Annotated in this window: 24 protein-coding genes and 4 tRNA genes; 2 read left to right on the top strand and 26 right to left on the bottom strand. The window is 54.7% G+C overall.

The window, feature by feature from the left end:
• Positions 1–65 precede the first annotated feature (65 nt).
• From ACXAF0_RS10675 to ACXAF0_RS10595, 17 genes are all read right to left on the bottom strand, one after another.
• Entirely contained in the window at positions 66–857 is a 792-nt protein-coding gene (locus tag ACXAF0_RS10675; RefSeq protein ID WP_475345835.1) for a type III pantothenate kinase, read from the bottom strand.
• Positions 858–900: 43 nt separating this feature from the next.
• Positions 901–1,659 (bottom strand): biotin--[acetyl-CoA-carboxylase] ligase, encoded by a 759-nt coding sequence (locus ACXAF0_RS10670; protein WP_475345834.1) that lies wholly within the window; start codon positions 1,657–1,659, stop codon positions 901–903.
• 2 nt (positions 1,660–1,661) lie between these two features.
• Positions 1,662–3,101, bottom strand: coding sequence for an NADH-quinone oxidoreductase subunit NuoN (nuoN, locus tag ACXAF0_RS10665; protein WP_475345833.1), 1,440 nt, complete (start codon positions 3,099–3,101; stop codon positions 1,662–1,664).
• An 11-nt stretch (positions 3,102–3,112) separates the two neighbouring features.
• Positions 3,113–4,630: an NADH-quinone oxidoreductase subunit M gene (locus tag ACXAF0_RS10660; RefSeq protein ID WP_475345832.1), complete on the bottom strand. Its 1,518-nt coding sequence runs from the start codon at positions 4,628–4,630 to the stop codon at positions 3,113–3,115.
• Positions 4,631–4,636: 6 nt separating this feature from the next.
• Positions 4,637–6,640: an NADH-quinone oxidoreductase subunit L gene (gene nuoL, locus ACXAF0_RS10655; RefSeq protein ID WP_475345831.1), complete on the bottom strand. Its 2,004-nt coding sequence runs from the start codon at positions 6,638–6,640 to the stop codon at positions 4,637–4,639.
• 7 nt (positions 6,641–6,647) lie between these two features.
• Complete coding sequence (gene nuoK, locus ACXAF0_RS10650; protein ID WP_007089416.1) at positions 6,648–6,956, bottom strand: NADH-quinone oxidoreductase subunit NuoK; 309 nt, start codon at positions 6,954–6,956, stop codon at positions 6,648–6,650.
• On the bottom strand, positions 6,956–7,564 hold the full coding sequence (locus ACXAF0_RS10645) for an NADH-quinone oxidoreductase subunit J (protein WP_475345830.1): 609 nt from the start codon (positions 7,562–7,564) through the stop codon (positions 6,956–6,958). Before ACXAF0_RS10645 ends, nuoK begins: the two co-directional genes overlap by 1 nt.
• Before the next feature lie 83 nt (positions 7,565–7,647).
• A complete protein-coding gene (nuoI, locus tag ACXAF0_RS10640; protein WP_044826786.1) occupies positions 7,648–8,136 on the bottom strand; it encodes an NADH-quinone oxidoreductase subunit NuoI in 489 nt (162 codons plus the stop codon).
• Positions 8,137–8,167: 31 nt separating this feature from the next.
• Positions 8,168–9,181: an NADH-quinone oxidoreductase subunit NuoH gene (nuoH, locus tag ACXAF0_RS10635; protein ID WP_475345829.1), complete on the bottom strand. Its 1,014-nt coding sequence runs from the start codon at positions 9,179–9,181 to the stop codon at positions 8,168–8,170.
• Positions 9,182–9,268: 87 nt separating this feature from the next.
• The gene (nuoG, locus tag ACXAF0_RS10630) at positions 9,269–11,329 is read right to left on the bottom strand and encodes an NADH-quinone oxidoreductase subunit NuoG (protein ID WP_475345828.1); all 2,061 of its coding nucleotides are present in this window, start codon (positions 11,327–11,329) and stop codon (positions 9,269–9,271) included.
• Positions 11,330–11,356: 27 nt separating this feature from the next.
• A complete protein-coding gene (gene nuoF, locus ACXAF0_RS10625) occupies positions 11,357–12,637 on the bottom strand; it encodes an NADH-quinone oxidoreductase subunit NuoF (protein WP_475345827.1) in 1,281 nt (426 codons plus the stop codon).
• Between the two features lies 1 nt (position 12,638).
• Positions 12,639–13,301: an NADH-quinone oxidoreductase subunit NuoE gene (gene nuoE, locus ACXAF0_RS10620; RefSeq protein ID WP_475345826.1), complete on the bottom strand. Its 663-nt coding sequence runs from the start codon at positions 13,299–13,301 to the stop codon at positions 12,639–12,641.
• On the bottom strand, positions 13,298–14,476 hold the full coding sequence (locus ACXAF0_RS10615) for an NADH-quinone oxidoreductase subunit D (RefSeq protein ID WP_475345825.1): 1,179 nt from the start codon (positions 14,474–14,476) through the stop codon (positions 13,298–13,300). Before ACXAF0_RS10615 ends, nuoE begins: the two co-directional genes overlap by 4 nt.
• Positions 14,476–15,105 (bottom strand): NADH-quinone oxidoreductase subunit C, encoded by a 630-nt coding sequence (locus tag ACXAF0_RS10610; protein ID WP_475345824.1) that lies wholly within the window; start codon positions 15,103–15,105, stop codon positions 14,476–14,478. Before ACXAF0_RS10610 ends, ACXAF0_RS10615 begins: the two co-directional genes overlap by 1 nt.
• A gap of 19 nt (positions 15,106–15,124) precedes the next feature.
• Positions 15,125–15,667: a NuoB/complex I 20 kDa subunit family protein gene (locus tag ACXAF0_RS10605; RefSeq protein WP_044826791.1), complete on the bottom strand. Its 543-nt coding sequence runs from the start codon at positions 15,665–15,667 to the stop codon at positions 15,125–15,127.
• Positions 15,658–16,023, bottom strand: a complete 366-nt coding sequence (locus ACXAF0_RS10600) for an NADH-quinone oxidoreductase subunit A (RefSeq protein ID WP_008891231.1) — start codon at positions 16,021–16,023, stop codon at positions 15,658–15,660. The genes ACXAF0_RS10605 and ACXAF0_RS10600 overlap by 10 nt, the downstream gene beginning before the upstream one ends.
• 285 nt (positions 16,024–16,308) lie before the next feature.
• Positions 16,309–16,385, bottom strand: a tRNA-Asp gene (locus ACXAF0_RS10595).
• 311 nt (positions 16,386–16,696) lie between these two features.
• Between ACXAF0_RS10595 and fliG the strand changes: the two genes are divergently transcribed.
• The gene (gene fliG / locus ACXAF0_RS10590; RefSeq protein WP_475345823.1) at positions 16,697–17,716 is read left to right on the top strand and encodes a flagellar motor switch protein FliG; all 1,020 of its coding nucleotides are present in this window, start codon (positions 16,697–16,699) and stop codon (positions 17,714–17,716) included.
• A 119-nt stretch (positions 17,717–17,835) separates the two neighbouring features.
• Here the strand turns inward: fliG and ACXAF0_RS10585 are convergent, their stop codons facing one another.
• The gene (locus ACXAF0_RS10585; RefSeq protein ID WP_475345822.1) at positions 17,836–18,423 is read right to left on the bottom strand and encodes a hypothetical protein; all 588 of its coding nucleotides are present in this window, start codon (positions 18,421–18,423) and stop codon (positions 17,836–17,838) included.
• A gap of 88 nt (positions 18,424–18,511) precedes the next feature.
• Here ACXAF0_RS10585 and ACXAF0_RS10580 point away from each other — a divergent pair, with 88 nt between their 5' ends.
• Positions 18,512–18,709, top strand: coding sequence for a hypothetical protein (locus ACXAF0_RS10580; RefSeq protein ID WP_475345821.1), 198 nt, complete (start codon positions 18,512–18,514; stop codon positions 18,707–18,709).
• Positions 18,710–18,723: 14 nt separating this feature from the next.
• Here the strand turns inward: ACXAF0_RS10580 and ACXAF0_RS10575 are convergent.
• The 8 genes from ACXAF0_RS10575 to ACXAF0_RS10540 form a co-directional block, all read right to left on the bottom strand.
• A tRNA-Val gene (locus tag ACXAF0_RS10575) sits at positions 18,724–18,800 on the bottom strand.
• A gap of 273 nt (positions 18,801–19,073) precedes the next feature.
• Positions 19,074–19,150: transfer RNA gene (locus ACXAF0_RS10570), tRNA-Val, on the bottom strand.
• A 111-nt stretch (positions 19,151–19,261) separates the two neighbouring features.
• On the bottom strand, positions 19,262–19,534 hold the full coding sequence (locus ACXAF0_RS10565; RefSeq protein ID WP_008891813.1) for an HU family DNA-binding protein: 273 nt from the start codon (positions 19,532–19,534) through the stop codon (positions 19,262–19,264).
• Between the two features lie 263 nt (positions 19,535–19,797).
• Entirely contained in the window at positions 19,798–22,209 is a 2,412-nt protein-coding gene (gene lon, locus ACXAF0_RS10560; RefSeq protein ID WP_475345820.1) for an endopeptidase La, read from the bottom strand.
• Between the two features lie 140 nt (positions 22,210–22,349).
• Positions 22,350–23,615, bottom strand: coding sequence for an ATP-dependent Clp protease ATP-binding subunit ClpX (clpX, locus tag ACXAF0_RS10555; protein WP_475345819.1), 1,266 nt, complete (start codon positions 23,613–23,615; stop codon positions 22,350–22,352).
• 301 nt (positions 23,616–23,916) lie between these two features.
• Positions 23,917–24,546 (bottom strand): ATP-dependent Clp endopeptidase proteolytic subunit ClpP, encoded by a 630-nt coding sequence (gene clpP / locus ACXAF0_RS10550; protein WP_167717870.1) that lies wholly within the window; start codon positions 24,544–24,546, stop codon positions 23,917–23,919.
• Positions 24,547–24,590: 44 nt separating this feature from the next.
• Complete coding sequence (gene tig, locus ACXAF0_RS10545) at positions 24,591–26,063, bottom strand: trigger factor (protein WP_475345818.1); 1,473 nt, start codon at positions 26,061–26,063, stop codon at positions 24,591–24,593.
• A 111-nt stretch (positions 26,064–26,174) separates the two neighbouring features.
• Positions 26,175–26,259 (bottom strand) — tRNA-Leu (locus ACXAF0_RS10540).
• Between the last annotated feature and the right edge of the window lie 50 nt (positions 26,260–26,309).

The raw sequence follows: 26,309 nt of genomic DNA, 5'->3' as shown, positions 1-26,309 counted from the left end.
TTTTCGGCACGTTGATTAGGGCTAGAAGCGGGATAATCGTTCCCCTGCCCCGGCGCAAGTCTTTATCAGACCGGCTTGCCTGCCTTCTGACTGTTGCGACGATAAATCATCAACAGGCCCAGCATGGTCAGATCACCGTGCAGATATTCAATTTCGTCAACTGCCTTGGTAAAGAGCGGCGCAAGACCGCCAGTTGCCACGACTTTAATATGGTCAAGATTTTGCTGTTTGCGAATGCGGGCCAGCAGACCTTCGATCATCGAAACATAGCCCCAATAAACACCGGACTGCATCGCTTCGACCGTATTTTTGCCCACCACACTGCGCGGGGCCTCAATCGCGACCATCGGCAGCTGGGCGGCGGCCATATGCAGCGCCTTGATCGACAGGTTCACACCCGGTGCAATCACACCGCCGAGGTAATCCCCGTTTTCATCAACTACGTCAAAGGTCGTCGCCGTGCCGAAATCAAGCACCACCAGCGGCCCGCCAAACAGTTCATGGGCGGCAATCGCGTTGACAAGACGGTCAGCGCCGACCTCGCTTGGTCGATCCATGATGACTTTCATGTCAAGATTGACCGCAGGATCACCCACCACCATCGGCTCGACATTGAAATAACGGCGACACAGGGTTTTCAGGCTGAATTCCGCCGCCGGCACCACGGTCGCGATAATCGCGCCAGTGATCGCATCCACCGGAACATCGGACAAGGTAAACAGGTGGTGCAACCACACACCCAATTCATCGGCCGTGCGTTCGGTCGTGGTCGAACAGCGCCACTGGCCCATGATGGTATCGCCATCAAAAACCGCAAAGACGATGTTGGTGTTCCCGGCGTCAATCGCAAGCAACATGATGCTTACAAGCCTCCGCTACAAAGCAAGCTATGGGGTGATATCAGGCTGCAAAGAAAACTTCGCCAGCTCCGATGCGATGTTCGACACCGCTGTCTTCTCTTAGGATAAGTGAGCCATCATCATCAAGCGCGACGAAAGTTCCTTCGAGTTCGCGTTGCGTCAATCGGGCCACAACCGGTTTGCCGATCCCGTACGCACGACTTAGCCACGCTTCGCGGATCCGCGCAAAACCTTCTTGCTCCCAAATCGGCAGCCAGTGCGCAATACGTGCGACGTACCACGATATCAGATCATCGACCGCCAATGGTGCCCCCAAGGCGGCCAATGACGTTGCTGGGCGTTCTGCATCATCAGGGAAAAAGGCGACGTTCACCCCTGTCCCTATCACGACATAATCGGTTTCTGATCCCTGATTGGAGGCGCTTTCGAGCAAAATACCGGAAATCTTGCGCCCATTGACCATTAAGTCATTTGGCCATTTGCAATCCGGTCGGATTTGGCCACCTGTCACGATCTCAACGGCCTCGGCGGCGGCAACTGCTGTCAGAAATGTCAGGCGAGCAGCCTCGTATAATGGGCATTGGGGCCGCAACAATAAAGAACAATAGAAATTTCCGACCGGTGATGCCCAAGGTCGACCCCGCCGCCCGCGCGCAGAAGTTTGTGTTCTGGCAACAACAAGGGCGCCACTTTGGGCGCCCTTGTCAGCGAGGCGCTTGGCCTCTTCATTCGTACTGTCGACTGCCTCGAATTCGTGAAGGGTAAACCCTTCGGGCAGACGGATCGTGCGCGATGCCATTCTTACATCCCGAACAGCGATGCCGCGGCAACAGATGCGCTATCCATCAGCGGGTTCGGGAAGAAGACGAAGGCCAGGATGATGATCGTGGCAACCGCCATGATGACATTCATCTCGGTACCATTGCGATCAAAGCCTTCGACCGGCTCGTCGAAATACATGACCTTGATGATCCGCAGATAGTAATAGGCACTGACGACCGAGGTCACCAAACCGATCACAGCAAGCGTCACAAGACCGGAATCGACGGCTGCCTTGAAGACATAGAACTTGCCAAAGAAGCCAGCGAGCGGCGGGATACCTGCCATCGAGAACATGAAGATCGCTGTGATCGCAGCCATCAGCGGCTTGGTTTTGGCAAGACCAGCCAGATCGGTGATTTCCTCGTTCATGCGATCATTGCGACGCATGCACAGGATAACCGCAAAGGTGCCGAGGTTCATGACAAGGTAAATGCCAAGATAAACCAGAACACCGGTTACACCTTCCTGGGTGCCTGCTGCCAGACCGACCAGGGCAAAACCAACGTGACCGATGGACGAATAGGCCATCAGACGCTTGATGTTTTCCTGACGGAGGGCTGCAAAGGAACCAACCACCATCGAGAGGATGGAGATCAGGACAATGATCTGCTGCCAGTCTTCGACAGCACCGCCGAACGGACCAACCGCAACGCGGATGAACAGTGCCAGACCAGCAATTTTCGGGGCAACCGCGAAGAAGGACGTGACCGGGGTCGGCGCACCTTCATAGACGTCCGGGGTCCACATGTGGAACGGAACGGCGGAAACCTTGAAGCACAGACCGGCAAAGATGAATGCCAGACCAACCAGCGCACCAAGCGGCAGTTCACCACCAACAAGGGTATCACCGAGAACGGTGAAGTTCGTGGTGCCGGTGAAGCCATACACCATCGACATGCCATAGAGCAGGATGCCCGAGGCGATCGAACCAAGGATGAAGTATTTCAGACCCGATTCCGTCGAACGCACGGTGTCACGGCGGATGGCAGCGACAACATAAAGTGCAAGCGACTGCAGTTCGAGACCGAGATACAGCGACAGCATATCGGTTGCCGAAACCATCGCCATCATGCCAAGCGTGGCAAGGGTGATCAGGATCGGGAACTCGAAGCGTGCCATGTTTTCACGCTCGGCAAAGTTCATGGCCATGATGATGCCGGTAGCAGAACCGATCAGGATCAGGACCTTGCAGAACTTGGCAAACGGATCAGCGCTGAACTGACCATAAAATGCCGAGCCGCCATCACCCATCACCACCAGAGCGATGGCAACGATCTGGGCGGCAACAGCCAGCCAGGATACGGTGCGGAAGGCTTTGTCCTTGCCGGCGAAAACCCCAAGCATCAACAGCGCCAAGGCAGAAACTGCCATAAACATTTCGGGCAGCGCGGCCCCGAGGTTGAGCATAGAAACTCCCATGTTCATTCCCCTCAATTCGCAGCCAGCTGAGCGGCTTGTGCCGCGGCAGCCTGGGCCGTTTCGACCTGGTTGACGAGGTTCTCAACCGAGACATGCATGATGTCGAGGAAGGAGACCGGATAGACCCCCATCCACAGAACGATGATCACCAGCGGTGCAAAGATAATCCATTCACGCGGGCTCAGATCGAGGATGGTTTTCAGGTTCTCTTTGGTGAGTGCCCCGAAAATGATCCGGCGATAGAGATACAGCGCATAGGCCGCACCAAGGATCAGACCGGTTGCCGCAAAGAATGCGACCCAGGTGTTGGCTTCGAACGCACCCAGAAGTGCGAGGATTTCACCAACGAACCCGCCCGTACCCGGCAGACCAACCGATGCCATGGTGAAGAACATGAAGATCAGTGCATAGCTCGGCATGCGATGAACCAGACCGCCATAGGCGTCGATTTCGCGGGTATGGATACGGTCATAGACCACACCGACACATAGGAAGAGTGCACCGGAAACCACACCGTGGCTGAGCATCTGGAAGATCGAACCTTCGATACCATGCTGGTTAAAGGTAAAGGCACCAACCGTCACGATACCCATGTGGGCGACAGACGAATATGCAATCAGCTTTTTCATGTCCTGCTGCGCGAGTGCGACCAGCGACGTGTAAATAATTGCAACAATCGACAGCGTGAAGACGAGCGGAGCAAAGGTTTCAGACGCCAGCGGCATCATCGGCAGCGAGAAGCGCAGGAAACCGTAACCACCCATTTTCAACAGCACGCCAGCCAGGATCACGGAACCTGCTGTTGGTGCCTCAACGTGGGCATCGGGCAGCCATGTATGGACCGGCCACATCGGCACCTTGACGGCAAACGATGCGAAGAAGGCCAGCCACAGCCAGAGCTGCATATTATATTCGAAGCCGTATTCCATCAGGGTCGGGATATCGGTGGTACCCGCTTCGAAATACATCGCAAGCAGTGCCACCAGCATCAGGACCGAACCGAGCAGCGTATAGAGGAACAGCTTGAACGCGGCATAGACGCGACGCTGACCACCCCAGACGCCGATGATGATGAACATCGGGATCAGGACGCCTTCGAAGAACAGATAGAACAGCAGACCGTCAAGGGCGCTGAACATGCCGACCATCATCGTTTCAAGAACGAGGAAGGCGATCATGTATTCCTTCACGCGTTTCTGGATTGCTTCCCAGGCCGACAGGATACAGATCGGTGTCAGGAAGGTCGCCAGCAGGACGAAGAGAACGGAAATACCGTCAACGCCCATGTGATAGGAAATGTTCAGACCCGGCATCCAGTCCGCCTGCTCGACGAACTGGAAATCTGCGGTCGTTGCATCGAAGTTCACCCACAGCATCAAGGATACGAGGAAGGTGAACCCCGAGGTCCAAAGCGCAACCCAACGGGAATTGCGGGCAACAGTCGCCTCCTCACCGTTGATCAGCAGCAGCAGGGCTGCACCGACCAGCGGCAGGAAAGTGACGATCGAAAGAATTGGCCAATCACTCATCGCCCGTTAACCCATCTTCCAAATTGTGTAGGAGACCAGCGCCGCAATGCCGATCAGCATCGCAAATGCATAGTGATAAACGAAACCACTCTGAATGGCGCTGACGCGACGTGCGATGTTACGGCAAGCGGCTGCAACACCATCCGGACCGCAACCATCAATGATGGCACCATCCCCTGATTTCCAGAAGCCATAGCCCAAAGCAAAGGCCGGCTTGACGAAAATCTTGTCATAGAGTTCGTCGAAGTACCATTTGTTCAGCGCGAAGCGGTAAACAGGGTTGAAGCTGTTTGCAAGCGTGCGCGGAAGCGTCGGTACGAGCTTGTACATGACAATCGCAAGCGACAGACCGGTGATCATGGCCACAAACGGTGCCCATTTCACCCAACCCGGAACATGGTGTGCATGTTCAAGCGCCTGATGGCCTTCTGCCATGAAGAGTGCACCGTTCCAGAAGGACAGCATTTCTTCATAATCGCCAACACCGAACCAATCCGATGCAAACCAACCAGCGAAGATCGCACCAACGGTCAGGAACAGAAGCGGACCGGTCATGACAGCCGGGCTTTCATGCACGTGCGCCATGGTCCGTTCATCCGCGCGCGGTGCGCCGAAGAAGGTCAGGAAGATCAGACGCCAGCTGTAGAACGAGGTCATCAGAGCTGCGAGGATCCCTGCCCAGAACGCGTACATGCCAACACCGGTATGGGCCGCATAAGCGCTTTCAAGGATGAGGTCCTTGGAATAGTAGCCTGCGAAGCCCGGAACACCGGTAATCGCCAGCGTACCGATCACCATGACAGCGAAGGTCAGCGGGATCATTTTCGCGATGCCGCCCATCTTGCGCATATCCTGTTCATCAGACATGGCGTGGATAACCGAACCGGCACCAAGGAACAGAAGCGCCTTGAAGAAACCGTGCGTCATCAGGTGGAACACACCCGCCGAATAAGCCGACACGCCGCAAGCAAAGAACATGTAGCCCAGCTGCGAACAGGTCGAATAGGCAATGACGCGTTTGATGTCGTTTTGAACACAGCCGATGGTCGCAGCGAAGAACGCCGTCGAGGCACCAACGATGGTCACGATCATCAGGGTCGTTTCAGCATATTCAAAGATCGGCGACAGACGCGCGACCATGAACACACCGGCCGTCACCATGGTTGCCGCGTGAATAAGTGCGGAAACCGGGGTCGGGCCTTCCATTGCGTCGGGAAGCCATGTGTGCAGACCAAGCTGTGCCGATTTACCCATCGCGCCAATGAACAGCAGGAAGCAGGTAATCTCGAGTGCGGAGAACTCATGGCCGAGGAACATCAGCGTCGCACCGGCGACTTCTTCGGCATTGCCGAAGATGACGTCGAACTGAACGCTGTCGAACAGGACATAGACCGCAAAGATACCAAGGGCAAAGCCGAAGTCACCGACACGGTTGACGATGAAAGCTTTCATCGCAGCAGCCGAGGCCGACGGTTTGGAATACCAGAAACCGATCAGCAGGTATGATGCCAGACCAACGCCCTCCCAGCCGAAGAACAGCTGGATTAGGTTGTCGGCGGTAATCAGCATCAGCATCGCAAAGGTGAACAGGCTGAGATACGCCATGAAGCGCGGCTTGTCCGGGTCATGCGACATGTAGCCGATGGAATAGATGTGAACCATCGAGGACACACCGGTCACAACGATCAGCATAACACAGGTCAGCGTATCAATACGCAGCGACCAGGACGCATCGAAGCTGCCCGAGGAAATCCAGGTAAACAGTTCAATCACAACCGGGTTGCCGCCCAGGGCAACATCGACAAAGGCAAAGATCGAAATCACAAACGCAATCACGACACCGGCGACGGTGATCAGCTGTGCCACGCGATCGGCCGAGGACGCACCATGATGATGGTGGCCGTGGCTGTCATGCGGGGCATCTTTGGCTGCCGACATGCCGCCGACCAGCGTGATGACGCCAGCAAGGATTGCCGCGATCAGGGGCAGGAATACAATCAACGGATACATATCTGCCTTACCCCTTCATCATGTTGATGTCTTCAACCGCGATGGTACCGCGGTTACGGAAATAGACGACCAGGATCGCCAGACCAATTGCTGCTTCAGCCGCGGCAACCGTCAGAACGAAGATGGTAAAGACCTGTCCGACGAGGTCGCCGAGGAACGACGAGAACGCGACCAGATTGATATTGACCGCCAGCAGCATCAGCTCGATCGACATCATGATGATGATGACGTTCTTGCGGTTCATGAAGATGCCGAAGATCCCGAGTGTGAAAAGGATCGCCGCGACGGTCAGATAATGTGCAAGACCGATTTCCATCAGATCCCCCTTCCGACCGGAACTTTTTTGACTTCAAGCGTTTCAGCACGGGTACGCTTGATCTGCTCGGAGATTTTCTGACGACGGACACCATCACGGTGACGCAGTGTCAGGACAATTGCGCCAATCATCGCAACAAGCAGAACCAGACCAGCCGCCTGGAAGATGTATGCGTAATCGGTGTAGATCAGTTGACCGAGTGCTTCGACGTTGGTCAGCCCTGCCGGTGTTGGCTGCGCGATAACCGCGACGGCCTCATCGGTTAGGGTCCAGCCAGCGCCAACCAGTGCCAGTTCGACGAACAGAACGACCGCGATCAGAATGCCGATCGGCAGGTAGTTCAGAAAGCCCTGACGCATCTCGACAAAGTTAATGTCGAGCATCATGACGACGAACAAGAACAGGACTGCAACCGCGCCGACATAGACGACGACGAGCAGCATGGCGAGAAACTCGGCACCCAGCAGGACGAAAAGTCCGGCTGCGTTAAAGAATGTCAAGATCAGCAACAGTACCGAATGCACCGGGTTGCGAACGGTCACAACCGCGGTCGCGGACAAAACCGCGACGGTAGCAAACAGGTAAAAAGCCAAAGCCTGTACGACCATAAGGTACCCCCTTGGCGAACCGTTGTTGCCCCAATGGCTTACAACGGCCCATGAACTCTCTTTCTAACGATCAGACGCGACACTTACCGATAAGGTGCGTCTGCCTCCAATCGTGCAGCAAGCTCGGCTTCCCAACGCTCGCCGTTTGCCAGGAGTTTGTCCTTGTCATAGAACAGCTCCTCGCGGTTTTCGGTTGCGAACTCGAAGTTCGGACCTTCGACGATGGCATCCACCGGGCAGGCTTCCTCGCAGAAGCCACAGTAAATGCATTTCGTCATATCAATGTCGTAACGCGTGGTACGACGCGAACCATCGTCGCGCGGCTCGACCTCGATGGTGATGGCCTGTGCCGGGCAAATGGCTTCGCAGAGTTTACAGGCGATGCAACGCTCTTCCCCGTTCGGGTAACGGCGCAGTGCGTGTTCGCCACGGAAACGCGGGCTCAGCGGGCCTTTTTCGTACGGGTAGTTGATCGTCACCTTGGGCTTGAACATGTATTTCAAGGTGAGCGCCATTCCCGAAACGAGTTCCGCGAGCAGGAAGCTCCGGGCCGTCCGATCTATAAATGACATCGTTTACCTCTCTCTTTCCGATGCGCGGCGATCAGGCCGGGACCTTGTCAAAAACAACGAGGAACGTGGCAACCAGCATGACCCATGCGAAGGACAGCGGCAGGAAGATTTTCCAGCCCAGACGCATCAGTTGGTCATAGCGGTAACGCGGGAAGGTTGCACGGACCCACAGGAAGATGAACAGAACCAAGCAGATCTTGAGAATGAACCAGATTGCGCCCGGGATGAATTCAAGGAACGGCAACGGCGCGCTCCAGCCACCCAGGAACAGAACAGCGCACAGGCCGCTCATCAGGATCATGTTGGCGTATTCACCAAGGAAGAACAGCGCAAAGGTCATTGCCGAGTAATCGACGTTATAACCCGAAACCAGTTCGGCTTCCGCTTCGGGAAGGTCAAACGGTGCGCGGTTGGTTTCTGCCAGGATGGATACGATGAAGACGATGAACATCGGGAAGTGATACAGGAAGTTCCACTCCCAGATACCACCGACCTGTCCGCGGACAATGTCGCTGAGGTTCAGCGAGCCGGTCGTCAGCAGGACCGAGATGATGATCAGACCGATCGAAATCTCGTAGGACACCATCTGGGCGCCGGAACGCAGCGCACCAAGGAAGGCGTATTTGGAGTTCGATGCCCAACCGGCCATCACGATACCGTACACACCCAGCGAAGAAATCGCGAAGATGTAAAGAATACCGACATTCAGATCGGCCAGAACCATGCCTTCGTCGAACGGGATAACCGCCCAAGCGATGATTGCCAGAATGAAGGTCAGCATCGGAGCGATAATGAACACGCCCTTGTTCGCGCTGCTCGGAATGATTGTTTCTTTCAGAAACAGTTTCAAACCATCGGCAAGCGGCTGCAGCAGCCCAAACGGCCCCACAACGTTCGGGCCCTTACGGAGCTGAATAGCACCGATAACCTTACGCTCGGCGTAGGTCAGATAGGCGACAGCACCCAGCAGCGGCAGGACAATCGCCAGAATTTTGGCGACGATCCAGACGAGCGGTTCAATATATCCGTCCCAAAGAAGTTCCATCGGTCAAACCGTATCTTTTGCGTTTCGTCCCAAAATTGGGACACCCCCTTGCGGGATGAGCGACGATCAGATCGTCGCTCCCCTTACTCAGGCAACCTTCTCGGCAGCCTCATCCTTGACAAAGGCCTCAGTACATTTGGCCATCGTCACCGATGCACGGCTGATCGGGTCGGTCATATAGAAATTGCGAACCGGCGAGGTGAAGCCATCTGACTTCATGTCGCCTGCCGTGCCGAAATCGGTCCATTCCGCCTTGGTCGGAACATTCAGCGACGCGAAGGTCGGGCTGAGTTCCACCATGCGTTCACGAACAGCATCGATATTGTTGTATGGCAGGGTCAGATCGAGCGCACCGGAAAGTGCACGGACAATCGCCCAGTCCTCACGCGCGTCACCAACCGGGAAGATCGCACGCCAGCCCTGCTGGGCGCGGCCTTCGGTGTTGACATACGTGCCGTTCTTTTCGGTGTAAGCAGCACCCGGCAGGATCACGTCTGCGGCCTGTGCACCGGCATCGCCCATGGCACCCTGGTAAACGACAAATGCCTTTTCCAGTTTGCTCATGTCGACTTCGTCGGCACCCAGAAGGTAGACAACCTCGATATCGCCTTTGGCAGCACCATCAAGAATGTCGTTGGTCGCAAGACCGCCCTCACCCGGCACGAAGCCAAGATCAAGACCACCAACACGCGATGCAGCGGTGTGCAGAACGTTAAAGCCGTTCCATTCACCGGCAACCATGCCGAATTTCTCTGCAATGGCGCGGGTCGCAGCGAGAACCGCATCACCGTCTTCACGGCTGAGCGCGCCCATGCCGACAATGATCATCGGCTTTTCAGCAGCTTCGAGAACCTTGGCGAAGTCGTTCTTGCCATCCAGAACTTCCTGGAGGGTGTCCGGACCGGCACCGAGATAATCGTTCTTGTAGGTCGGATCCCACTGTTCACCAATGATGCCGACTTTGAAATCGCCAGCCGTCGAACGCCAGCGCTTACGCAGGCGGGAATTGATGATCGGCGCTTCGGCACGCACATTGGCACCGACGATCAGGCAGGCATCTGCCTCGTCAATGCCGGCAATGGTGCTGTTGAAGATATAGGAAGCACGCGGGCCACCAATCTTCGAGCCGTCCTGACGGCAATCAAGGTTCGCAGAACCAAGTTTGCCCATCAGATCTTTCAGTGCCGTCATCGATTCACAATCGACCGTGTCACCGGCAAGAGCGGCAATCTTTTTGCCATCAAGCCCGGAAACCTTCGCCTTGATCGCAGCGAATGCTTCGTCCCAGCTTGCCGGCTGGAGCTTGCCATCCTTGCGAACATAGGGACGGTCAAGGCGCTGACGCTTCAGGCCGTCAATGGCGTAACGGGTTTTGTCCGAAATCCATTCTTCGTTGATGTCTTCGTGGGTCCGCGGCAGAACGCGCAGCACTTCGGACGTACGGGCATCAATACGAATATTGGATCCAACCGCGTCCATAACATCGACGCTGTCGGTTTTCTTGAGCTCCCACGGACGCGCGGTGAACGCATACGGCTTGGAGGTCAATGCACCGACCGGGCACAGGTCAACCAGGTTGCCCGACAGTTCGGAGTTGATCGATGCTTCGATATACGGTCCGACTTCGGTGTCCTCGCCACGGTAAACAGCACCCATGGTGCCGACACCAGCGACTTCTTCGGAGAAGCGAACGCAACGGGTGCAGTGAATGCAACGGGTCATGATCGTTTTGACGATCGGGCCCAGTTCCTTGTCCTTCACGGCACGCTTTTTCTCGGCGTAACGCGACGCGTCAAAACCATAGGCCATTGCCTGGTCCTGCAGGTCACATTCACCACCCTGGTCACAGATCGGGCAATCCAGCGGATGGTTGATCAGCAGGAATTCCATCACGCCATTGCGTGCTTTCTTGACCAGATCGGAATCGGTTTTGATCACCATTCCATCTGCCGCTGGCATGGCACAGGATGCGACCGGTTTCGGCGCACGTTCCATTTCAACCAGGCACATACGGCAGTTACCGGCGATTGACAGGCGTTCGTGATAGCAGAAACGCGGGATTTCCTTACCGGCCTCTTCACAGGCCTGAAGGACTGTCGCCCCGGCTTCTACTTCAACTTCAATACCGTCAACTGTTAGTTTCGGCATGTCTCAATCCCTCTCAACAGGCCTCTCTCAGGCCGCGATCCGTGCGCGATATTCCTTGATCCGACGTTCCATTTCGGGACGGAAGTGACGGATAAGGCCCTGAATTGGCCATGCAGCTGCATCGCCAAGCGCACAAATGGTGTGGCCTTCGACCTGTTTGGTCACATCCCACAACAGATCAATCTCATCGAGCGTGGCTTCGCCGCGAACCATGCGCGTCATCATACGCATCATCCAGCCGGTACCTTCACGGCACGGCGTGCACTGACCACAGCTTTCATGTTTGTAGAATTCCGACAGACGCGCGATCGCGTAGACAATGTCAGTCGACTTGTCCATGACGATCACAGCCGCCGTGCCAAGACCCGAGCCCACTTCACGCAGACCATCAAAGTCCATCAGCACGTCGTCGCAGACGTCTTTTGGCATCAGCGGAACAGAAGAACCGCCCGGAATAACCGCAAGAAGGTTGTCCCAGCCGCCACGCACGCCGCCGCAATGCTTTTCGATCAGTTCCTTGAGCGGAATGCTCATGGCTTCTTCGACCGTGCACGGCTTTTCAACGTGACCGGAAATGGCAAACAGCTTGGTACCGTGGTTGTTTTCACGACCAAAGCTTGAGAACCAAGAACCGCCGCGACGCAGAATGGTCGGAACAGCGGCAATCGATTCAACGTTGTTCACCGTGGTCGGGCAACCATACAGACCGGCGTTGGCCGGGAATGGCGGCTTAAGGCGCGGCTGACCCTTTTTACCTTCGAGGCTTTCGATCAGGGCGGTTTCTTCGCCACAGATGTATGCGCCAGCACCAAGGTGCAGGTAAATGTCAAAATCCCAACCCGAACCGCAGGCATTTTTGCCAACAAGACCGGCTTCATAAGCCTGGTCGATGGCCATCTGCAGGTTGGACGCCTCGTGATAGAACTCACCACGGATATAGATATATGCCGCATGTGCGTTCATCGCGAAGCTGGCCAGCAGGCAACCTTCAATCAGGGTGTGCGGATCATTACGCATGATCTCGCGGTCTTTACAGGTACCCGGCTCCCCTTCGTCGGCATTCACCACGAGGTAGCTCGGACGACCATCAGATTCCTTGGGCATGAAGGACCATTTCAGGCCAGTCGGGAAGCCTGCGCCTCCACGACCACGCATACCGGATGCTTTCATCTCATCGATGATCCAGTCGCGGCCCTTTTCGATCAATGCCTTGGTACCATCCCAGTTACCACGGGACTGCGCGCCTTTGAGGCCGAAATCCTGGAAACCATACAGGTTGGTAAAGATACGATCCTTATCCTGCAGCATATCAGGCGTCCCCTTCGCTTGCATCAGCGTCCTGCGGGGCTGCACCGCAGCCACAGAATGCCTTCAGAACCTTCGGACCATCGATCGGCTCACACCCTTTGCGGCCGCTCTGCGGGCCGGTTTTCGGCTTCTCGCCCTTTTTGAGGGCATCGAGAATGGCCTTGGTGCTATCCGCAGTCAGGTCTTCGTAATAATCGTCGTTAATCTGCATCATCGGCGCGTTGACACACGCGCCAAGGCATTCAACTTCGATCATGGTGAACTGACCGTCTTCGGTGGTTTCGCCAACACCGATGCCGAGTTCCTTTTTGCAGGTATCGACAACGTCAGCAGAACCGCGAAGCCAGCACGGGGTCGTGGTGCAAACCTGGATGAAGTTCTTACCCACCGGGGCAAGGTTATACATCGTATAGAAGGTCGCGACCTCGTAGACACGAATGGCCGGCATTTCGAGCATGTCGGCAATGTAATCCATTGCGACGGTCGGAACCCAGTTGCCTTCGGTCTGACGCTGTGCCAGATCAAGCAGCGGCATGACCGCGCTCTGTTGGCGGCCTTCCGGATACTTGGCGATGATCTTGTTTGCTTTCTCCAGATTTTCCGGCGTGAAAGCAAAGCTGGTCGGTTGAAGCTCTTTCGGAGCTGGTCTTCTCAAATGGCTCATCGGTCAATCTCACCGAACACGATATCTAGCGACCCGATATTGGCAACGACGTCGGCCAACATGTGGCCTTTGGACATAAAGTCGAGGCCTTGGAGGTGCGGGAACCCCGGGGCGCGGATTTTGCAGCGATACGGACGGTTCGAGCCATCCGAAACAAGATACACACCAAACTCGCCTTTCGGTGCCTCGACCGGGGCATAGCATTCGCCAGCCGGAACGTGGAAACCTTCGGTGAAGAGTTTGAAGTGGTGAATGAGGGCTTCCATCGAACGCTTCATCTGCGCGCGCGACGGCGGTGCCACTTTGTTGTTTTCAACAATCACAGGACCATCAGGCATGTTCTTGACGGACTGCTTGATGATGCTGAGCGACTGCCACATTTCCTCGAAACGGACCAGGAAGCGATCATAGCAATCGCCGTTCTTGCCGACAGGAATGTCGAAGTCGAAATCTTCGTACGAGTCATAAGGCTGCGACTTGCGCAGATCCCATGCCAGACCCGATGCACGAATGTTCGGACCGGTGAAGCCCCAATCAAGGGCCTCTTCCGCACTGACGACACCGATATCAACCGTACGCTGTTTGAAGATACGGTTGCCGACCAGGACACGGTCAAAGTCTTTCATGAAGGTTTCGAACTGTTCAGCCCAGTCCGAAATATCATCAAGCAGACCGGCCGGCAGATCGGCTGCAACACCGCCCGGACGGAAATAGTTGGCGTGAAGACGGGCACCACAGGCGCGCTCGTAAAACTCCATGAGCTTTTCACGTTCTTCGAACGCCCAAAGCAGCGGAGTCATCGCACCAACGTCCAGTGCAAAGGTCGTCAGGTTCAGCAGGTGGTTCAGGATACGACCGATTTCCGCATAGAGAACGCGAATATACTGCGCACGCTTGGGCACTTCGACGCCCATCAGCTTTTCGATGGCCAGGCAATATGCATGCTCCTGGTTCATCGGTGCGACATAGTCGAGACGGTCGAAATACGGGGTTGCCTGAATATAGGTCTTATATTCGATCAGCTTTTCCGTACCACGGTGCAGAAGACCAATATGCGGGTCGGAACGTTCGACGACTTCGCCGTCCATTTCCAGAACCAAACGCAGAACGCCGTGCGCCGCAGGGTGCTGCGGGCCGAAGTTCATGGTCATATTTTTGATTTTTTGTTCGGACATCAGGCGTTGCCCTCCGCCTTTTCATCACCCGGAAGAACATGCTGGATGCCTTCCCACGGGCTTTCGAAATCGAAATTACGGAAATCCTGAACCAGTTTAACCGGCTCGTAGACAACGCGCTTCTGTTCATCGTCATAACGCACTTCGACATACCCGGTCAGTGGGAAGTCCTTGCGCAGCGGATGACCTTCGAAACCATAGTCGGTCAGGATACGGCGGGGATCCGGATGATCGGCGAAGAAGATACCGTACATGTCCCAGGTTTCGCGCTCGAACCAGTCGGCGGCGCTGAAAAGCGAGACGGCACTTGGTACCGGGGTATCTTCGTCGGTACGGACCTTCACACGAATGCGCAGGTTATGCTTCAGAGACAGCAGGTGATAGACAACATCGAAACGCTCTGAACGTTCCGGGTAATCGGCACCACAAACATCAATCAGCTGCTTGAACAAGCAGCCGGTATCATCCCGAAGGAAGGTCAGAACTTTAAGGATATCATCGCGCTTGGCGACGATGGTCAACTCGCCATAACGAATCTCGCTTTCGAGAATTTCGTTGGCCAGCTGGGACGCCACCAGATCTTTCAGATCGTTCAAAGCAGCGCTGTTATCGCTGAGCAGTTCGCTCATGCAAGCCCCCTATTACGGATCAGCGTGTCAGGACACCGGTACGGCGGATTTTCTTTTGCAGCTGCATCACGCCGTAAATCAGCGCTTCGGCTGTCGGCGGGCACCCGGGAACGTATACGTCCACCGGCACAACGCGATCACAACCGCGAACCACCGAATAAGAATAGTGATAGTAACCGCCGCCATTGGCGCACGAGCCCATCGAAATAACCCAGCGCGGCTCTGCCATCTGGTCATAGACCTTACGCAGTGCCGGGGCCATTTTGTTGGTCAGTGTACCAGCAACGATCATCACGTCCGACTGACGCGGGCTTGGGCGGAAGACCAGACCGTAACGGTCAAGGTCATAACGCGACGCAGCGGAATGCATCATCTCAACAGCACAGCAGGCCAGACCGAAAGTCATCGGCCACAGGGAACCGGTGCTTGCCCAGCTGGCAAGTTTATCGAGATTGGCAAGGACAAAGCCCTTGTCGTTCATCTCGTCAAACACGCCCTTAAGCAGTGCATCCTGATCCGAACCGGGTGCCAGGGGTGCGCCTGTATTGGTGCTCACTCCCATTCCAAAGCTCCCTTCTTCCATTCGTAGATAAAGCCGACCGTCAAAACAGCCAGGAAGATCACCATCGATACAAAGCCGAACGTCCCGATATCACCGAGGGTCACAGCCCACGGGAACAGGAAGGCGACTTCGAGGTCGAAAATAATGAACAAGATTGCGACCAGATAGAACCGGACGTCGAACTTGATGCGCGCGTCTTCGAACGGCGCAAACCCGCATTCGTATGCGGACAGTTTCTCAACATCCGGTGCCTGCTTGGCAAGAACCAGCGACGCGATGACGATTACCGCCGAAAGACCGACGGCGATCCCGATGAACACCAGGATCGGAAGATATTCCGAAAGAAGCTCTTGCATCTCTCTGACCTCTCAAGAACAGGCCTTTTGACCCGACCAGGTCCCCACCTGGCCCATTACGGCGCACCATAACGTATGCACCGCACAAGTTCCAGCCCTCAAGCGCGTTTAAGACGCTCAAAGAACGGAAACTTTCTAAATCTTTCTACCGTTTACTATCGTCCGATATCGGGCTGGACGTCGAGATGATCAAGACCCAATCGTGCGAAGCAGCATTAGCAACACATGAAAAGGCGACCGCGGAAAAGACAATTCGCCCTACAAAAGACAACAGATGATGGGTCATGGCGCGAGCGACGAGACTTGAACTCGCGGCCTCCGGCGTGACAGGCCGGCGCTCTAACCAACTGAGCTACGCCCGCTAAATGACCATCAATCGGCGCGCCTTTGTTAGACCACACCCCAAACCAAGTCAAGCAGCTAGCAACGTTTTCAACCCATTCGACAATTGCGTCTGCACACATCACCCCCTGTGGGGCAATTTGACCCGGATTTGTACGGCATTAATCAATTCTGTACGTTTAGGCCGCTTTATTGCGATGGGGCTTTGCAATGGGGTGTCAGCTTTTATAGAATTGTTGACAAATAACCCCTATCTTACGGTGCGATAGAGGCAGGTTCGGGAGTCAGGTTCCACTCCCGACCAGAGTCATTATGACGGAGAAGACCACCCGTGGGGCGCGTTAAAGAAGAATACAGATCACTTGCCGGACCTGAAAAGGCAGCGATTCTCATGCTTGCTCTTGGGGAAGAGCACGCAACCAAGATGTTCAGCATGATGGATGACGAGGAAATCAAAGAGATTTCCCAAACCATGTCGAGCCTTGGCACGATCAACTCCAATATCGTTGAGCGCCTTTTTGTCGAGTTCGCCGATCAGCTGTCCTCGACCGGCTCGCTTGTCGGTTCGTTTGACACCACCGAACGCCTGCTGTCGAAGGTTCTGTCCGAAGACCGTGTCAACGGCATCATGGAAGAGATCCGCGGCCCTGCGGGTCGTACCATGTGGGACAAGCTTAACAACGTGAACGAAGCGGTTCTCGCCAACTATCTGAAAAATGAATATCCACAGACCGTCGGCGTGGTTCTTTCCAAACTCAAGCCCGCACATTCTGCGTCTGTTTTGTCGCTTTTACCGGAAAACTTCTCGATGGAGGTCATCATGCGTATGTTGCGCATGGAAGCCGTTCAGAAAGAAGTACTTGATAACATTGAAAAGACCCTGCGTACCGAGTTCATGTCGAACCTTGCGCGCGGTTCGCGTGGCGATAACCACGAACTCATGGCGGATATCTTCAACAGCCTGGACCGCCAAAGTCAGGACCGATTCCTTACTGCGCTTGAAGAACGTAACCGTGACTCGGCCGAGAAGATCAAGGCCCTCATGTTCACCTTCGAAGACCTTGCCCGTCTCGACAACAACGGTGTTCAGACGCTGCTGCGTCAGGTCGAAAAAGACAAGCTTGCCCTGGCACTGAAAGGTTCGACCGATCAGATGCGCGATCTGTTCTTCAAGAACATGTCCGAACGTGCCGGCAAGATGATGAAAGAAGATATGGATGCGCTTGGCCCGGTCCGCCTGTCGGACGTGGAAGAGTCACAAATGATGATCGTCCAGCTGGCCAAGGAACTGGCCGCACAGGGGCAGATCGTTATTTCCGAAGGCGGATCCGAAGACGAAATGGTCTTCTAAACCCGCTGGAGACCCAACCTCGCAAACACCAAAGGGACAGCCGATGCTGTCCCTTTTTCTGTTCTGCTACGCATGCTGGCAAACGACCAGCTCGAGTCACTGATGCAAGGCGCCCTGCCCTAACCCAGAATGACGTTTGGCGTCGGGTCTGTAATCGAATTGATTTCCCAGCGCAGGCGGTTCTGGCCGCTAACCTCGCGGAACTCTGCCGCGTTATGGCTGCGCACACCGGCGGTCGTGCGGACCTCGATCTTGCCGGTCATCTGGTAGCCCAGGGCTGTCAGACGGTCCTGATACTGATCCGGGACAAAGCCGCCACGAATTTCTACTGTATTTCGCTCTGAATGGAAGAACATTTCCAGTATGCGCGATTGGCGACGCACGAAGACGAAGCTTTTTTCACGCATGATGTTGCCGCGCTTCTCATAGACGATGTTAAACACCCCACGCCCGCTATAGGTCAGCTGGCGAACCCCCGAATCGCGTTTGAGATCAGCCAGAACTGCGGCAACCTTTTCCTGCTCTGCCTCGGCATCCAGGCTTTGATCAAGCAGGCCTTGGGTGATGTTTGGCTGAACCAGCAATCCACGATAGCTCAGGCGATAATCGCCATTGCGCTGCATTGACAGATCAATGGTGAAGGCCTCTGGCAGATAGCAACTGGCAAGTACCAGTGGCAGGCACAGAACCAACAGTAGACGCCTCAACCTCAACCTCATCCAAACCGCCCCCACACGCGCCTGTGACGCCACAGCGCGCAACGCGCGAGCAGATTGAGACAAAGGACGGGCCGGCGTGCTGTTCATCTTGAAAGGTTCCGATTCTTTTGACCGAGAGACCAACAGTGCCCGCATGCCGACCAAGCGTCAACTTTTACAGGTGGTTATAGACCGCTTCGTTGCTGGCAGATCGACAAAGCCAGCAGGCTTATTTTCAGAGGATATCGGAAGGTTTGATCCGGCTGACCCGGAAATGAAAAAAGGCAGCCTTTAGGGCTGCCTTTATCATGGTGGGTGATGAGAGATTCGAACTCCCGACCCTCTCGGTGTAAACGAGATGCTCTAACCAGCTGAGCTAATCACCCTTTTGCAAACCGCGCTGTTCTGCGGAAGCGGGGCGGAACTTACCATGGTTTTCCCAAAAAGCAATGCCCACTTTGCATAAAAATGTAACTTCTATTTCAGGGCGGATTATCATGGGTGAATGGTCAACCAAAACCCGCTATTCGCACCTGTTTTTCCGCCATTTTCAGCCATGAATTACCCGTTGGCGCATGCATTTGAAATGCCGTGGCAAGACGGGATGATTCGGCACGGGCTGAAAACAAAAAAGGCAGCCTTTAGGGCTGCCTTTATCATGGTGGGTGATGAGAGATTCGAACTCCCGACCCTCTCGGTGTAAACGAGATGCTCTAACCAGCTGAGCTAATCACCCTTGCTTTGGGAGCCACGGCTCCGAAGCGGAGCGGAACATAGCATGGTTTTCCCAAAAAGCAATGCCGGTGACACAGGTCACCGGCATTTATTTCAAAGAACTTCGTCAAACTTAGTTGACGGCGTCCTTAAGGCCTTTACCAGCCTTGAACTTCGGCTGTTTCGATGCCGGAATGTCGATTTCTTCACCGGTGCGCGGGTTGCGACCTTTTGAAGCAGCGCGAGCAGCGACAGCGAAGGTACCGAAACCAACCAGACGAACTTCGTCGCCGGATTTCAGAGAATCGGTGATGGAATCGAAAACAGCGTCAACCGCTTTTGCAGCGTCAGCTTTGGACAGATCAGCTTTAGCAGCTACACTTCCAACGAGATCGTTTTTATTCACTTCCTGGCCCCCTTGTTTGGACGTTCGGAGTTATGAGGAAATTTGGTTTGCCCCAAACCTGTTGCACGGGCAGTGTAAGCAGGTCGCAAACATCTCGTCAATGCGAGAGACGCAGTTTTCTGCGGTTTTTGACGTTTTTTTCGATTTTTTGCGCTTTACACCATTGCCGACATGTTCCTGCACCGATTCTTGGGCAAAGTTATCCACAGAAAAAGGGGAACGACATGGTCGTTCCCCTTGTTTTCTGCCGGTTATGACGGACTTTAGTGAGTCGTCACACCGCCGATATCCGATTCTTCGCCGTCCTTGGATTTGACAGCAACATCATCAACCTCTTCTTCCCACTCGATCGGGACAAGAGGATTGGCCAATGCGTGGCTGAGAACCTCATCAACGTGGGTGACCGGAATGATCTCCATACCGCGTTTGACATTATCAGGAATGTCTTCGAGATCCTTCTCGTTCTCTTGCGGGATCAGGACGGTTTTCACCCCGCCGCGCAACGCCGCGAGAAGCTTTTCTTTCAAACCGCCAATCGCAAGCACACGGCCACGCAGGGTGACTTCACCCGTCATCGCGACGTCCTTGCGGACCGGGTTTCCGGTCAGAACCGACACAACCGAGGTCACCATACCGACACCGGCCGACGGGCCGTCTTTCGGGGTGGCACCTTCTGGTACGTGAACGTGGATATCACGTTTCTGGAACAGGGTCGGCTTGATCCCGAAATCAACCGCACGCGAACGCACAAACGATGTCGCCGCCTGAATGGATTCCGTCATGACTTCACCGAGTTTACCGGTGGTTTTCATGTTGCCCTTACCCGGCACGGTGACAGCTTCGATCTGAAGCAGATCGCCACCAAACTCGGTATAGGCAAGACCGGTAACCACACCGACCTGATCTTCACCCTCGGTCTCGCCATAGCGGAACTTGCGGATGCCGGCATATTTGCCAAGGGTGCGCGGGGTCACACGAACCGTTTTCAGGTTTTCAAGCATGATGCGCTTGGTCGCCTTACGGGCCAGTTTGGCCAGTTCACGTTCGAGGCTACGCACACCGGCTTCGCGGGTGTAATAACGGATCAGATCCCGAAGCGCGTCGTCCGAAATGCTCCATTCCCCTTTCTTCAGGCCATTGTCCTTGACCTGCTTGGGAATGAGGTGACGTTTGGCGATCTCGACTTTCTCGTCTTCGGTGTAACCGGAAATCCGGATGACTTCCATACGGTCAAGCAGCGGCTGCTGCATGCGAAGCGAGTTGGCCGTGGTCACGAACATCACATCCGAAAGATCGTAATCGACTTCGAGATAGTGGTCGTTAAAGGTCGAGTTCTGCTCTGGATCCAATACCTCAAGCAGGGCCGAGGCTGGATCGCCGCGGAAGTCCGAACCCATCTTTTCAATCTCGTCGAGAAGGAACAGCGGGTTGGAATATTTCGCCTTTTTCATGCCCTGGACAATCTTGCCCGGCATCGACCCGATATAGGTCCGGCGGTGACCGCGAATTTCAGATTCATCACGCACCCCGCCAAGCGACATACGCACGAAGCTGCGCCCGGTCGCATTGGCCATCGATTTACCCAGCGAGGTCTTACCAACACCAGGAGGGCCAACCAAGCAAAGGATCGGACCTTTGACCTTTTTGGTACGCGCCTGAACCGCAAGATATTCAAGGATGCGTTCCTTGACCTTTTCCAGACCGTAATGCTCTTTATCCAGAACCTTCTTGGCCTTTTTCAGGTCATGGGAAACACGCGAACGCTTGTTCCACGGAATGGACACCATCCAGTCAAGATAGTTGCGCACCACGGTGGCTTCTGCCGACATCGGGCTCATATTGCGCAGTTTCTTGAGTTCTGCCTGTGCCTTTTCCTTGGCTTCCTTGGGCATTTTGGCCTTGTTCAGCTTCTCTTCGAGTTCAGAAGCTTCATCCTTGCCATCTTCGCCCTCGCCCAGTTCCTTCTGAATGGCTTTGAGCTGCTCATTCAGATAGTACTCGCGCTGGGTTTTCTCCATCTGGCGTTTGACGCGGTTGCGGATTTTCTTTTCAACCTGCAACACGCCAATTTCGGATTCCATGAAGCCGAAAATACGTTCCAGACGGTCACCAACAAGCTTGGTTTCCAAAAGCTCCTGCTTTTCGGAAATCTTGAGCGACAGGTGGGATGCCACCGTGTCGGCAAGCTTGGCCGGCTCTTCGATCTGATTGACCGACACCAGAACTTCAGGCGGAATTTTCTTGTTGAGTTTGATGTACTGTTCGAACTGGGTGACGACAGAACGAGCCAGCGCTTCGAGTTCGCTGTCATCCTCGTCACTGTCTTCACGCACAGAACCATAGGCCTGGAAGAATTCCGGGTTATCAACATAGCCGGTAATTTCGGCCCGTTTCCCGCCTTCAACCAATACCTTGACGGTTCCGTCGGGCAGCTTGAGAAGCTGCAAGACAGTCGCGACAGTACCAATTTCATAGAGATCTTCGACAGCCGGATCATCAAGACCGGCGTCTTTCTGGGTAACAAGCAGGATCTGCTTGTCTTCGCGCATCACATCTTCGAGCGCACGCACCGATTTTTCACGTCCCACAAACAGCGGAACAATCATGTGCGGGAACACGACAATGTCACGCAACGGCAGCACCGGGTATATTTCGCCACGCGCCAATTCGACCATTATGTTCTATTCCCTACTCTGAGCCGTAACGTTCCTGGGGTCCTGCCATAGGCCCCGCCAGCAACGCGAACATGTTTTAGATATTCGTTAGATAAGCTGAATTTCCCGCACCGCAATAGTTGCCGGTGCGGGAATTAGGTTCAGGCCGTGTTTTCAACACCTTCGCGGCGTTCTGCATGGATCAGCAACGGTTTTGCCTTTCCTTGAACGACGTCGGCATTGATCACGATTTCCTCGACACTTTCCATGGTCGGCAGATCGAACATGGTTTCAAGCAGGATGCCTTCCATGATCGAGCGCAGACCACGTGCACCGGTCTTGCGTTCGATCGCCTTGTCGGCAATCGCCTTGAGCGCGTCCGGCTGGAAGGTGAGTTTGACATCTTCCATATCGAACAGGCGCTGATACTGCTTGATCAGTGCGTTTTTCGGCTCGGTCAGAATCTGAACCAGAGCATCATTGTCGAGGTCTTCAAGCGTTGCCAGAACCGGCAGACGACCAATGAATTCCGGGATAAGACCGAATTTCAGAAGATCTTCCGGCTCCACATCACGCAGGACATCACCGGTGCGACGGTCATCAGCACTCCGCACATCGGCACCAAAGCCGATTGCGCTGCCTTTACCGCGCTGTGAAATCACCTTGTCCAGACCGGCGAACGCGCCGCCGACGATGAACAGGATGTTGGTGGTGTCGACCTGCAGGAATTCCTGTTGCGGATGTTTCCGGCCACCCTGCGGCGGGACGGAAGCAACAGTGCCTTCCATGATCTTGAGCAATGCCTGCTGAACGCCCTCGCCCGAGACATCGCGCGTGATCGACGGATTGTCGGATTTACGCGAAATCTTGTCGACCTCGTCAATATAGACGATGCCGCGCTGGGCGCGCTCGACATTGTAGTCAGCGGCCTGCAGCAGCTTGAGAATGATGTTTTCGACATCTTCACCCACATAACCGGCTTCGGTCAGGGTGGTGGCATCTGCCATGGTGAATGGCACATCAAGAATGCGGGCCAATGTCTGGGCCAGAAGCGTTTTACCGCAACCGGTCGGACCGACCAGCATGATGTTTGATTTCGCCAGCTCGATGTCTTCATTCTTGCTGGAATGGTGCAGGCGCTTGTAATGGTTGTGAACCGCTACCGAGAGAACTTTCTTCGCATGGCCCTGACCGATGACATAGTCATCGAGGACCTTGCAAATCTCTTGCGGAGAAGGCACCCCGTCTGCCGATTTGACGAGATGTGTTTTGTGCTCTTCGCGGATGATGTCCATGCAAAGCTCTACGCATTCATCACAGATGAACACGGTTGGACCGGCGATGAGCTTGCGAACCTCGTGCTGGCTCTTTCCGCAGAAAGAACAGTACAGAGTGTTCTTGGAGTCCCCGCTATTCGATTTGCTCATACAAACCCCAATTACGTTTGACGTTATCTTTTATCGCCATGTTAGCCGGTAAACGATACCGATCTCAACGTTTAATCTGCGTTTTTCGGCTTTATGGCGTCTCGTTTGATATGGGTTCGCCACCTTGGTTGCGAAACCCCTTGCTTTAATCACCCAAACGTTCGGGCGGGCTGCAAGTTCCAAACAAACACGCCAAAGCCAGCGCATATACTTGTCTATGACTTAAAAGTGCCATGAAGCAAGATATAAAAAAACGCCCCGGCGGATCACCGGGGCGTTTTCACCAATCACAGCTAAGTGATCAGTCTTTCTTTTCATCACTTTCCGACTTCGGACGCGATGTAACAACCTCATCAATCAAACCAAATTCCTTGGCCTGATCGGGTGTGAGGAAGTTATCGCGCTCCATCGCGTCTTCGACGGTCTTGAGATCACGGCCGGTATGTTCGACATAGATCTCGTTAAGACGCTGACGCAGAGCCAGAATTTCACGGGCATGAATTTCGATGTCCGATGCCTGACCCTGGAAGCCGCCGGACGGCTGGTGGATCATGACACGTGCATTGGGCAGGCAGTAACGCTTGCCCTTTGCACCGGCCATCAGAAGCAGCGAGCCCATGGATGCCGCCTGCCCCATGCACACTGTGGAGACATCACAACGGATGTACTGCATGGTGTCATAGATGGCGAGACCCGAGGTCACAACACCGCCCGGTGAGTTGATGTAAAGCGAAATATCCTTGTCCGGATTTTCCGATTCGAGGTGCAGAAGCTGCGCACAGATCAACGACGACATGCCATCATGGACCTGACCGTTGATGAAAACGATGCGCTCCTTGAGCAGCCGCGAAAAGATGTCATAGGCACGCTCGCCACGGCTGGTCTGTTCAACGACCATCGGCACAAGCGAATTCATCTGTTCTTCAATCATCAACTGCAATCTCCCTGCATGATCCTAAACCGTTTCCGGTCGGATTACTTGTCCTCGGACTTGTCAGCAGCTTTTTTAGCGGCCGGCTTTTTGGCTGCAGTTTTCTTGGCCGGGGCTTTTTTAGCCGGAGCCTTTTTCTCTGCTGCTTTTTTCGCCGGTGCCTTTTTGGCAGCCGATTTCTTCTTCGGAGCTTCTTCTTCCTCTTCCGGCTTCAGAAGTTCTTCGACCGAGACGGTCTTTTCTTCAACCTTCGCGAGTTCGATGATGTAATCAACGACCTTGTCTTCATATACAGGGCCCTGAAGCGCCTGCAAGGCCTGCGGGTTATTTTTATAGAATTCAATAACCTGCTGTTCCTGACCCGGATATTTCTGGGCTTCGGCAACGAGGACCTTGTTGACGTCTTCCTGAGTGACCTGGATGTCGTTCTCACGGCCGACTTCTGCCAGAAGCAGACCCAGAAGAACGCGACGTTCTGCGATTTCGCGGAACTCGGTGGTCAGCTCTTCTTCGGACTTGCCTTTGGTTTCTTCGTCTTCCTGACCAGCTTCACGGGCCTGTTTGATCTGGCCGATGATGCCTTCCAGTTCGTTGTCTACCAGCGATGCCGGCAGGTCGAAGCTGTGGTTTTCAGCCAGGGCGTCGAGAAGCTGACGCTTCATTTTCTGGCGCGACACCGATTCGTATTCGCGGCCAAAGTCAGTGCGGATCGCGTCTTTAAGGGCATCAAGGCTGTCCTGACCGAGTTTCTTGGCCAGTTCATCATCCAGCTCAGCCGGTTTCTTTTCCTTGATTTCCTTGACGGTAACGTCGAACTCGGCATCTTTGCCGGCCAGTTCTGCTGCACCATATTCGTCCGGGAATTTCACTTTGACGACGGTTTCGTCACCAGCGTTCACACCGGTCAGCTGATCTTCGAAACCTTCGATGAAGGAACCGGAACCAAGTTCGAGTTCGTAATCTTCGGCTTTGCCGCCTTCGAATGCTTCACCGTCGATTTTGCCCAGGAAGTCGATGACAACAACGTCACCAGCTTTGGACTTGCGCTTGCGCTTGACCGGCTCGGCACTGCCCTGTGCGCTTGCGATGCGCTCGAGGGTTTCGTTCACCTTGCTGTCGTCAAGTTCAACAACTTCGCGGGTCAGCTTCAGCTTTTTGAAGTCCATCGCTTCGATGGCCGGAATAATTTCGACAGCGATGTCGAATTCCAGATCACCACCTTCGTCGAATTTGGTGACTTCGATTTTCGGCTGAACAGCCGGACGCAGGTCATTGTCGTTCAGAACCTTGCCGGTGTTTTCGTTCACAGCGGCTTCAAGGACTTCACCCATGACGGCCTGGCCATAACGCTGGCGCAGGAGTTTCGCCGGGATTTTACCCGGACGGAAGCCCGGCAGGCGAACCTGATCCTTGATTTCGTCGAGTTTGGCGACGACTTTTTCTTCGATGTGTGCGGCGGGCACGACGACTTTGAACTCGCGCGCCAGGCCTTCGTTTTTGGTTTCAGTAACCTGCATAGATAACTCTTTTGCTTGGTTCGAATAATGTCCGTTACGCGACGCAGTCCGGACGTCAGAAAGTCAATATGACTAAACGAATATGGTCTCGATCAAATTTTCAGCTGCTTATGGTACGGGTGAAGGGACTCGAACCCCCACGGATTGCTCCACTGGAACCTAAATCCAGCGCGTCTACCAGTTCCGCCACACCCGCACACAAGCATAGTAATCACTCCGGTCACACCGGAATGAGTGCGCCTTAAT

The organism is Thalassospira sp. ABD4_177 (genome assembly GCF_056160125.1).
Note: the sequence above shows the minus strand (reverse complement) of the source record. Positions and strands in the feature narration are given on the sequence as shown.

Excerpts from the sequence above, each read along its gene's own strand:
- nuoL (WP_475345831.1), bottom strand. The coding sequence starts at position 6,640 with ATGTATCCGTTGATTGTATTCCTGCCCCTGATCGCGGCAATCCTTGCT.
- ACXAF0_RS10605 (WP_044826791.1), bottom strand. The coding sequence starts at position 15,667 with ATGGGAGTGAGCACCAATACAGGCGCACCCCTGGCACCCGGTTCGGAT.
- tig (WP_475345818.1), bottom strand. The coding sequence starts at position 26,063 with ATGCAGGTTACTGAAACCAAAAACGAAGGCCTGGCGCGCGAGTTCAAA.
- ACXAF0_RS10675 (WP_475345835.1), bottom strand. The coding sequence starts at position 857 with ATGTTGCTTGCGATTGACGCCGGGAACACCAACATCGTCTTTGCGGTT.
- nuoG (WP_475345828.1), bottom strand. The coding sequence starts at position 11,329 with ATGCCGAAACTAACAGTTGACGGTATTGAAGTTGAAGTAGAAGCCGGG.
- ACXAF0_RS10670 (WP_475345834.1), bottom strand. The coding sequence starts at position 1,659 with ATGGCATCGCGCACGATCCGTCTGCCCGAAGGGTTTACCCTTCACGAA.
- clpX (WP_475345819.1), bottom strand. The coding sequence starts at position 23,615 with ATGAGCAAATCGAATAGCGGGGACTCCAAGAACACTCTGTACTGTTCT.
- nuoF (WP_475345827.1), bottom strand. The coding sequence starts at position 12,637 with ATGCTGCAGGATAAGGATCGTATCTTTACCAACCTGTATGGTTTCCAG.
- clpP (WP_167717870.1), bottom strand. The coding sequence starts at position 24,546 with ATGATTGAAGAACAGATGAATTCGCTTGTGCCGATGGTCGTTGAACAG.
- nuoN (WP_475345833.1), bottom strand. The coding sequence starts at position 3,101 with ATGGGAGTTTCTATGCTCAACCTCGGGGCCGCGCTGCCCGAAATGTTT.
- ACXAF0_RS10615 (WP_475345825.1), bottom strand. The coding sequence starts at position 14,476 with ATGTCCGAACAAAAAATCAAAAATATGACCATGAACTTCGGCCCGCAG.
- ACXAF0_RS10645 (WP_475345830.1), bottom strand. The coding sequence starts at position 7,564 with ATGGTCGTACAGGCTTTGGCTTTTTACCTGTTTGCTACCGTCGCGGTT.
- ACXAF0_RS10660 (WP_475345832.1), bottom strand. The coding sequence starts at position 4,630 with ATGAGTGATTGGCCAATTCTTTCGATCGTCACTTTCCTGCCGCTGGTC.
- nuoI (WP_044826786.1), bottom strand. The coding sequence starts at position 8,136 with ATGTCATTTATAGATCGGACGGCCCGGAGCTTCCTGCTCGCGGAACTC.
- ACXAF0_RS10610 (WP_475345824.1), bottom strand. The coding sequence starts at position 15,105 with ATGAGCGAACTGCTCAGCGATAACAGCGCTGCTTTGAACGATCTGAAA.
- ACXAF0_RS10600 (WP_008891231.1), bottom strand. The coding sequence starts at position 16,023 with ATGCAAGAGCTTCTTTCGGAATATCTTCCGATCCTGGTGTTCATCGGG.
- nuoE (WP_475345826.1), bottom strand. The coding sequence starts at position 13,301 with ATGAGCCATTTGAGAAGACCAGCTCCGAAAGAGCTTCAACCGACCAGC.
- nuoH (WP_475345829.1), bottom strand. The coding sequence starts at position 9,181 with ATGGAACTTCTTTGGGACGGATATATTGAACCGCTCGTCTGGATCGTC.
- nuoK (WP_007089416.1), bottom strand. The coding sequence starts at position 6,956 with ATGGAAATCGGTCTTGCACATTATCTGACCGTCGCGGCGATCCTTTTC.
- lon (WP_475345820.1), bottom strand. The coding sequence starts at position 22,209 with ATGGTCGAATTGGCGCGTGGCGAAATATACCCGGTGCTGCCGTTGCGT.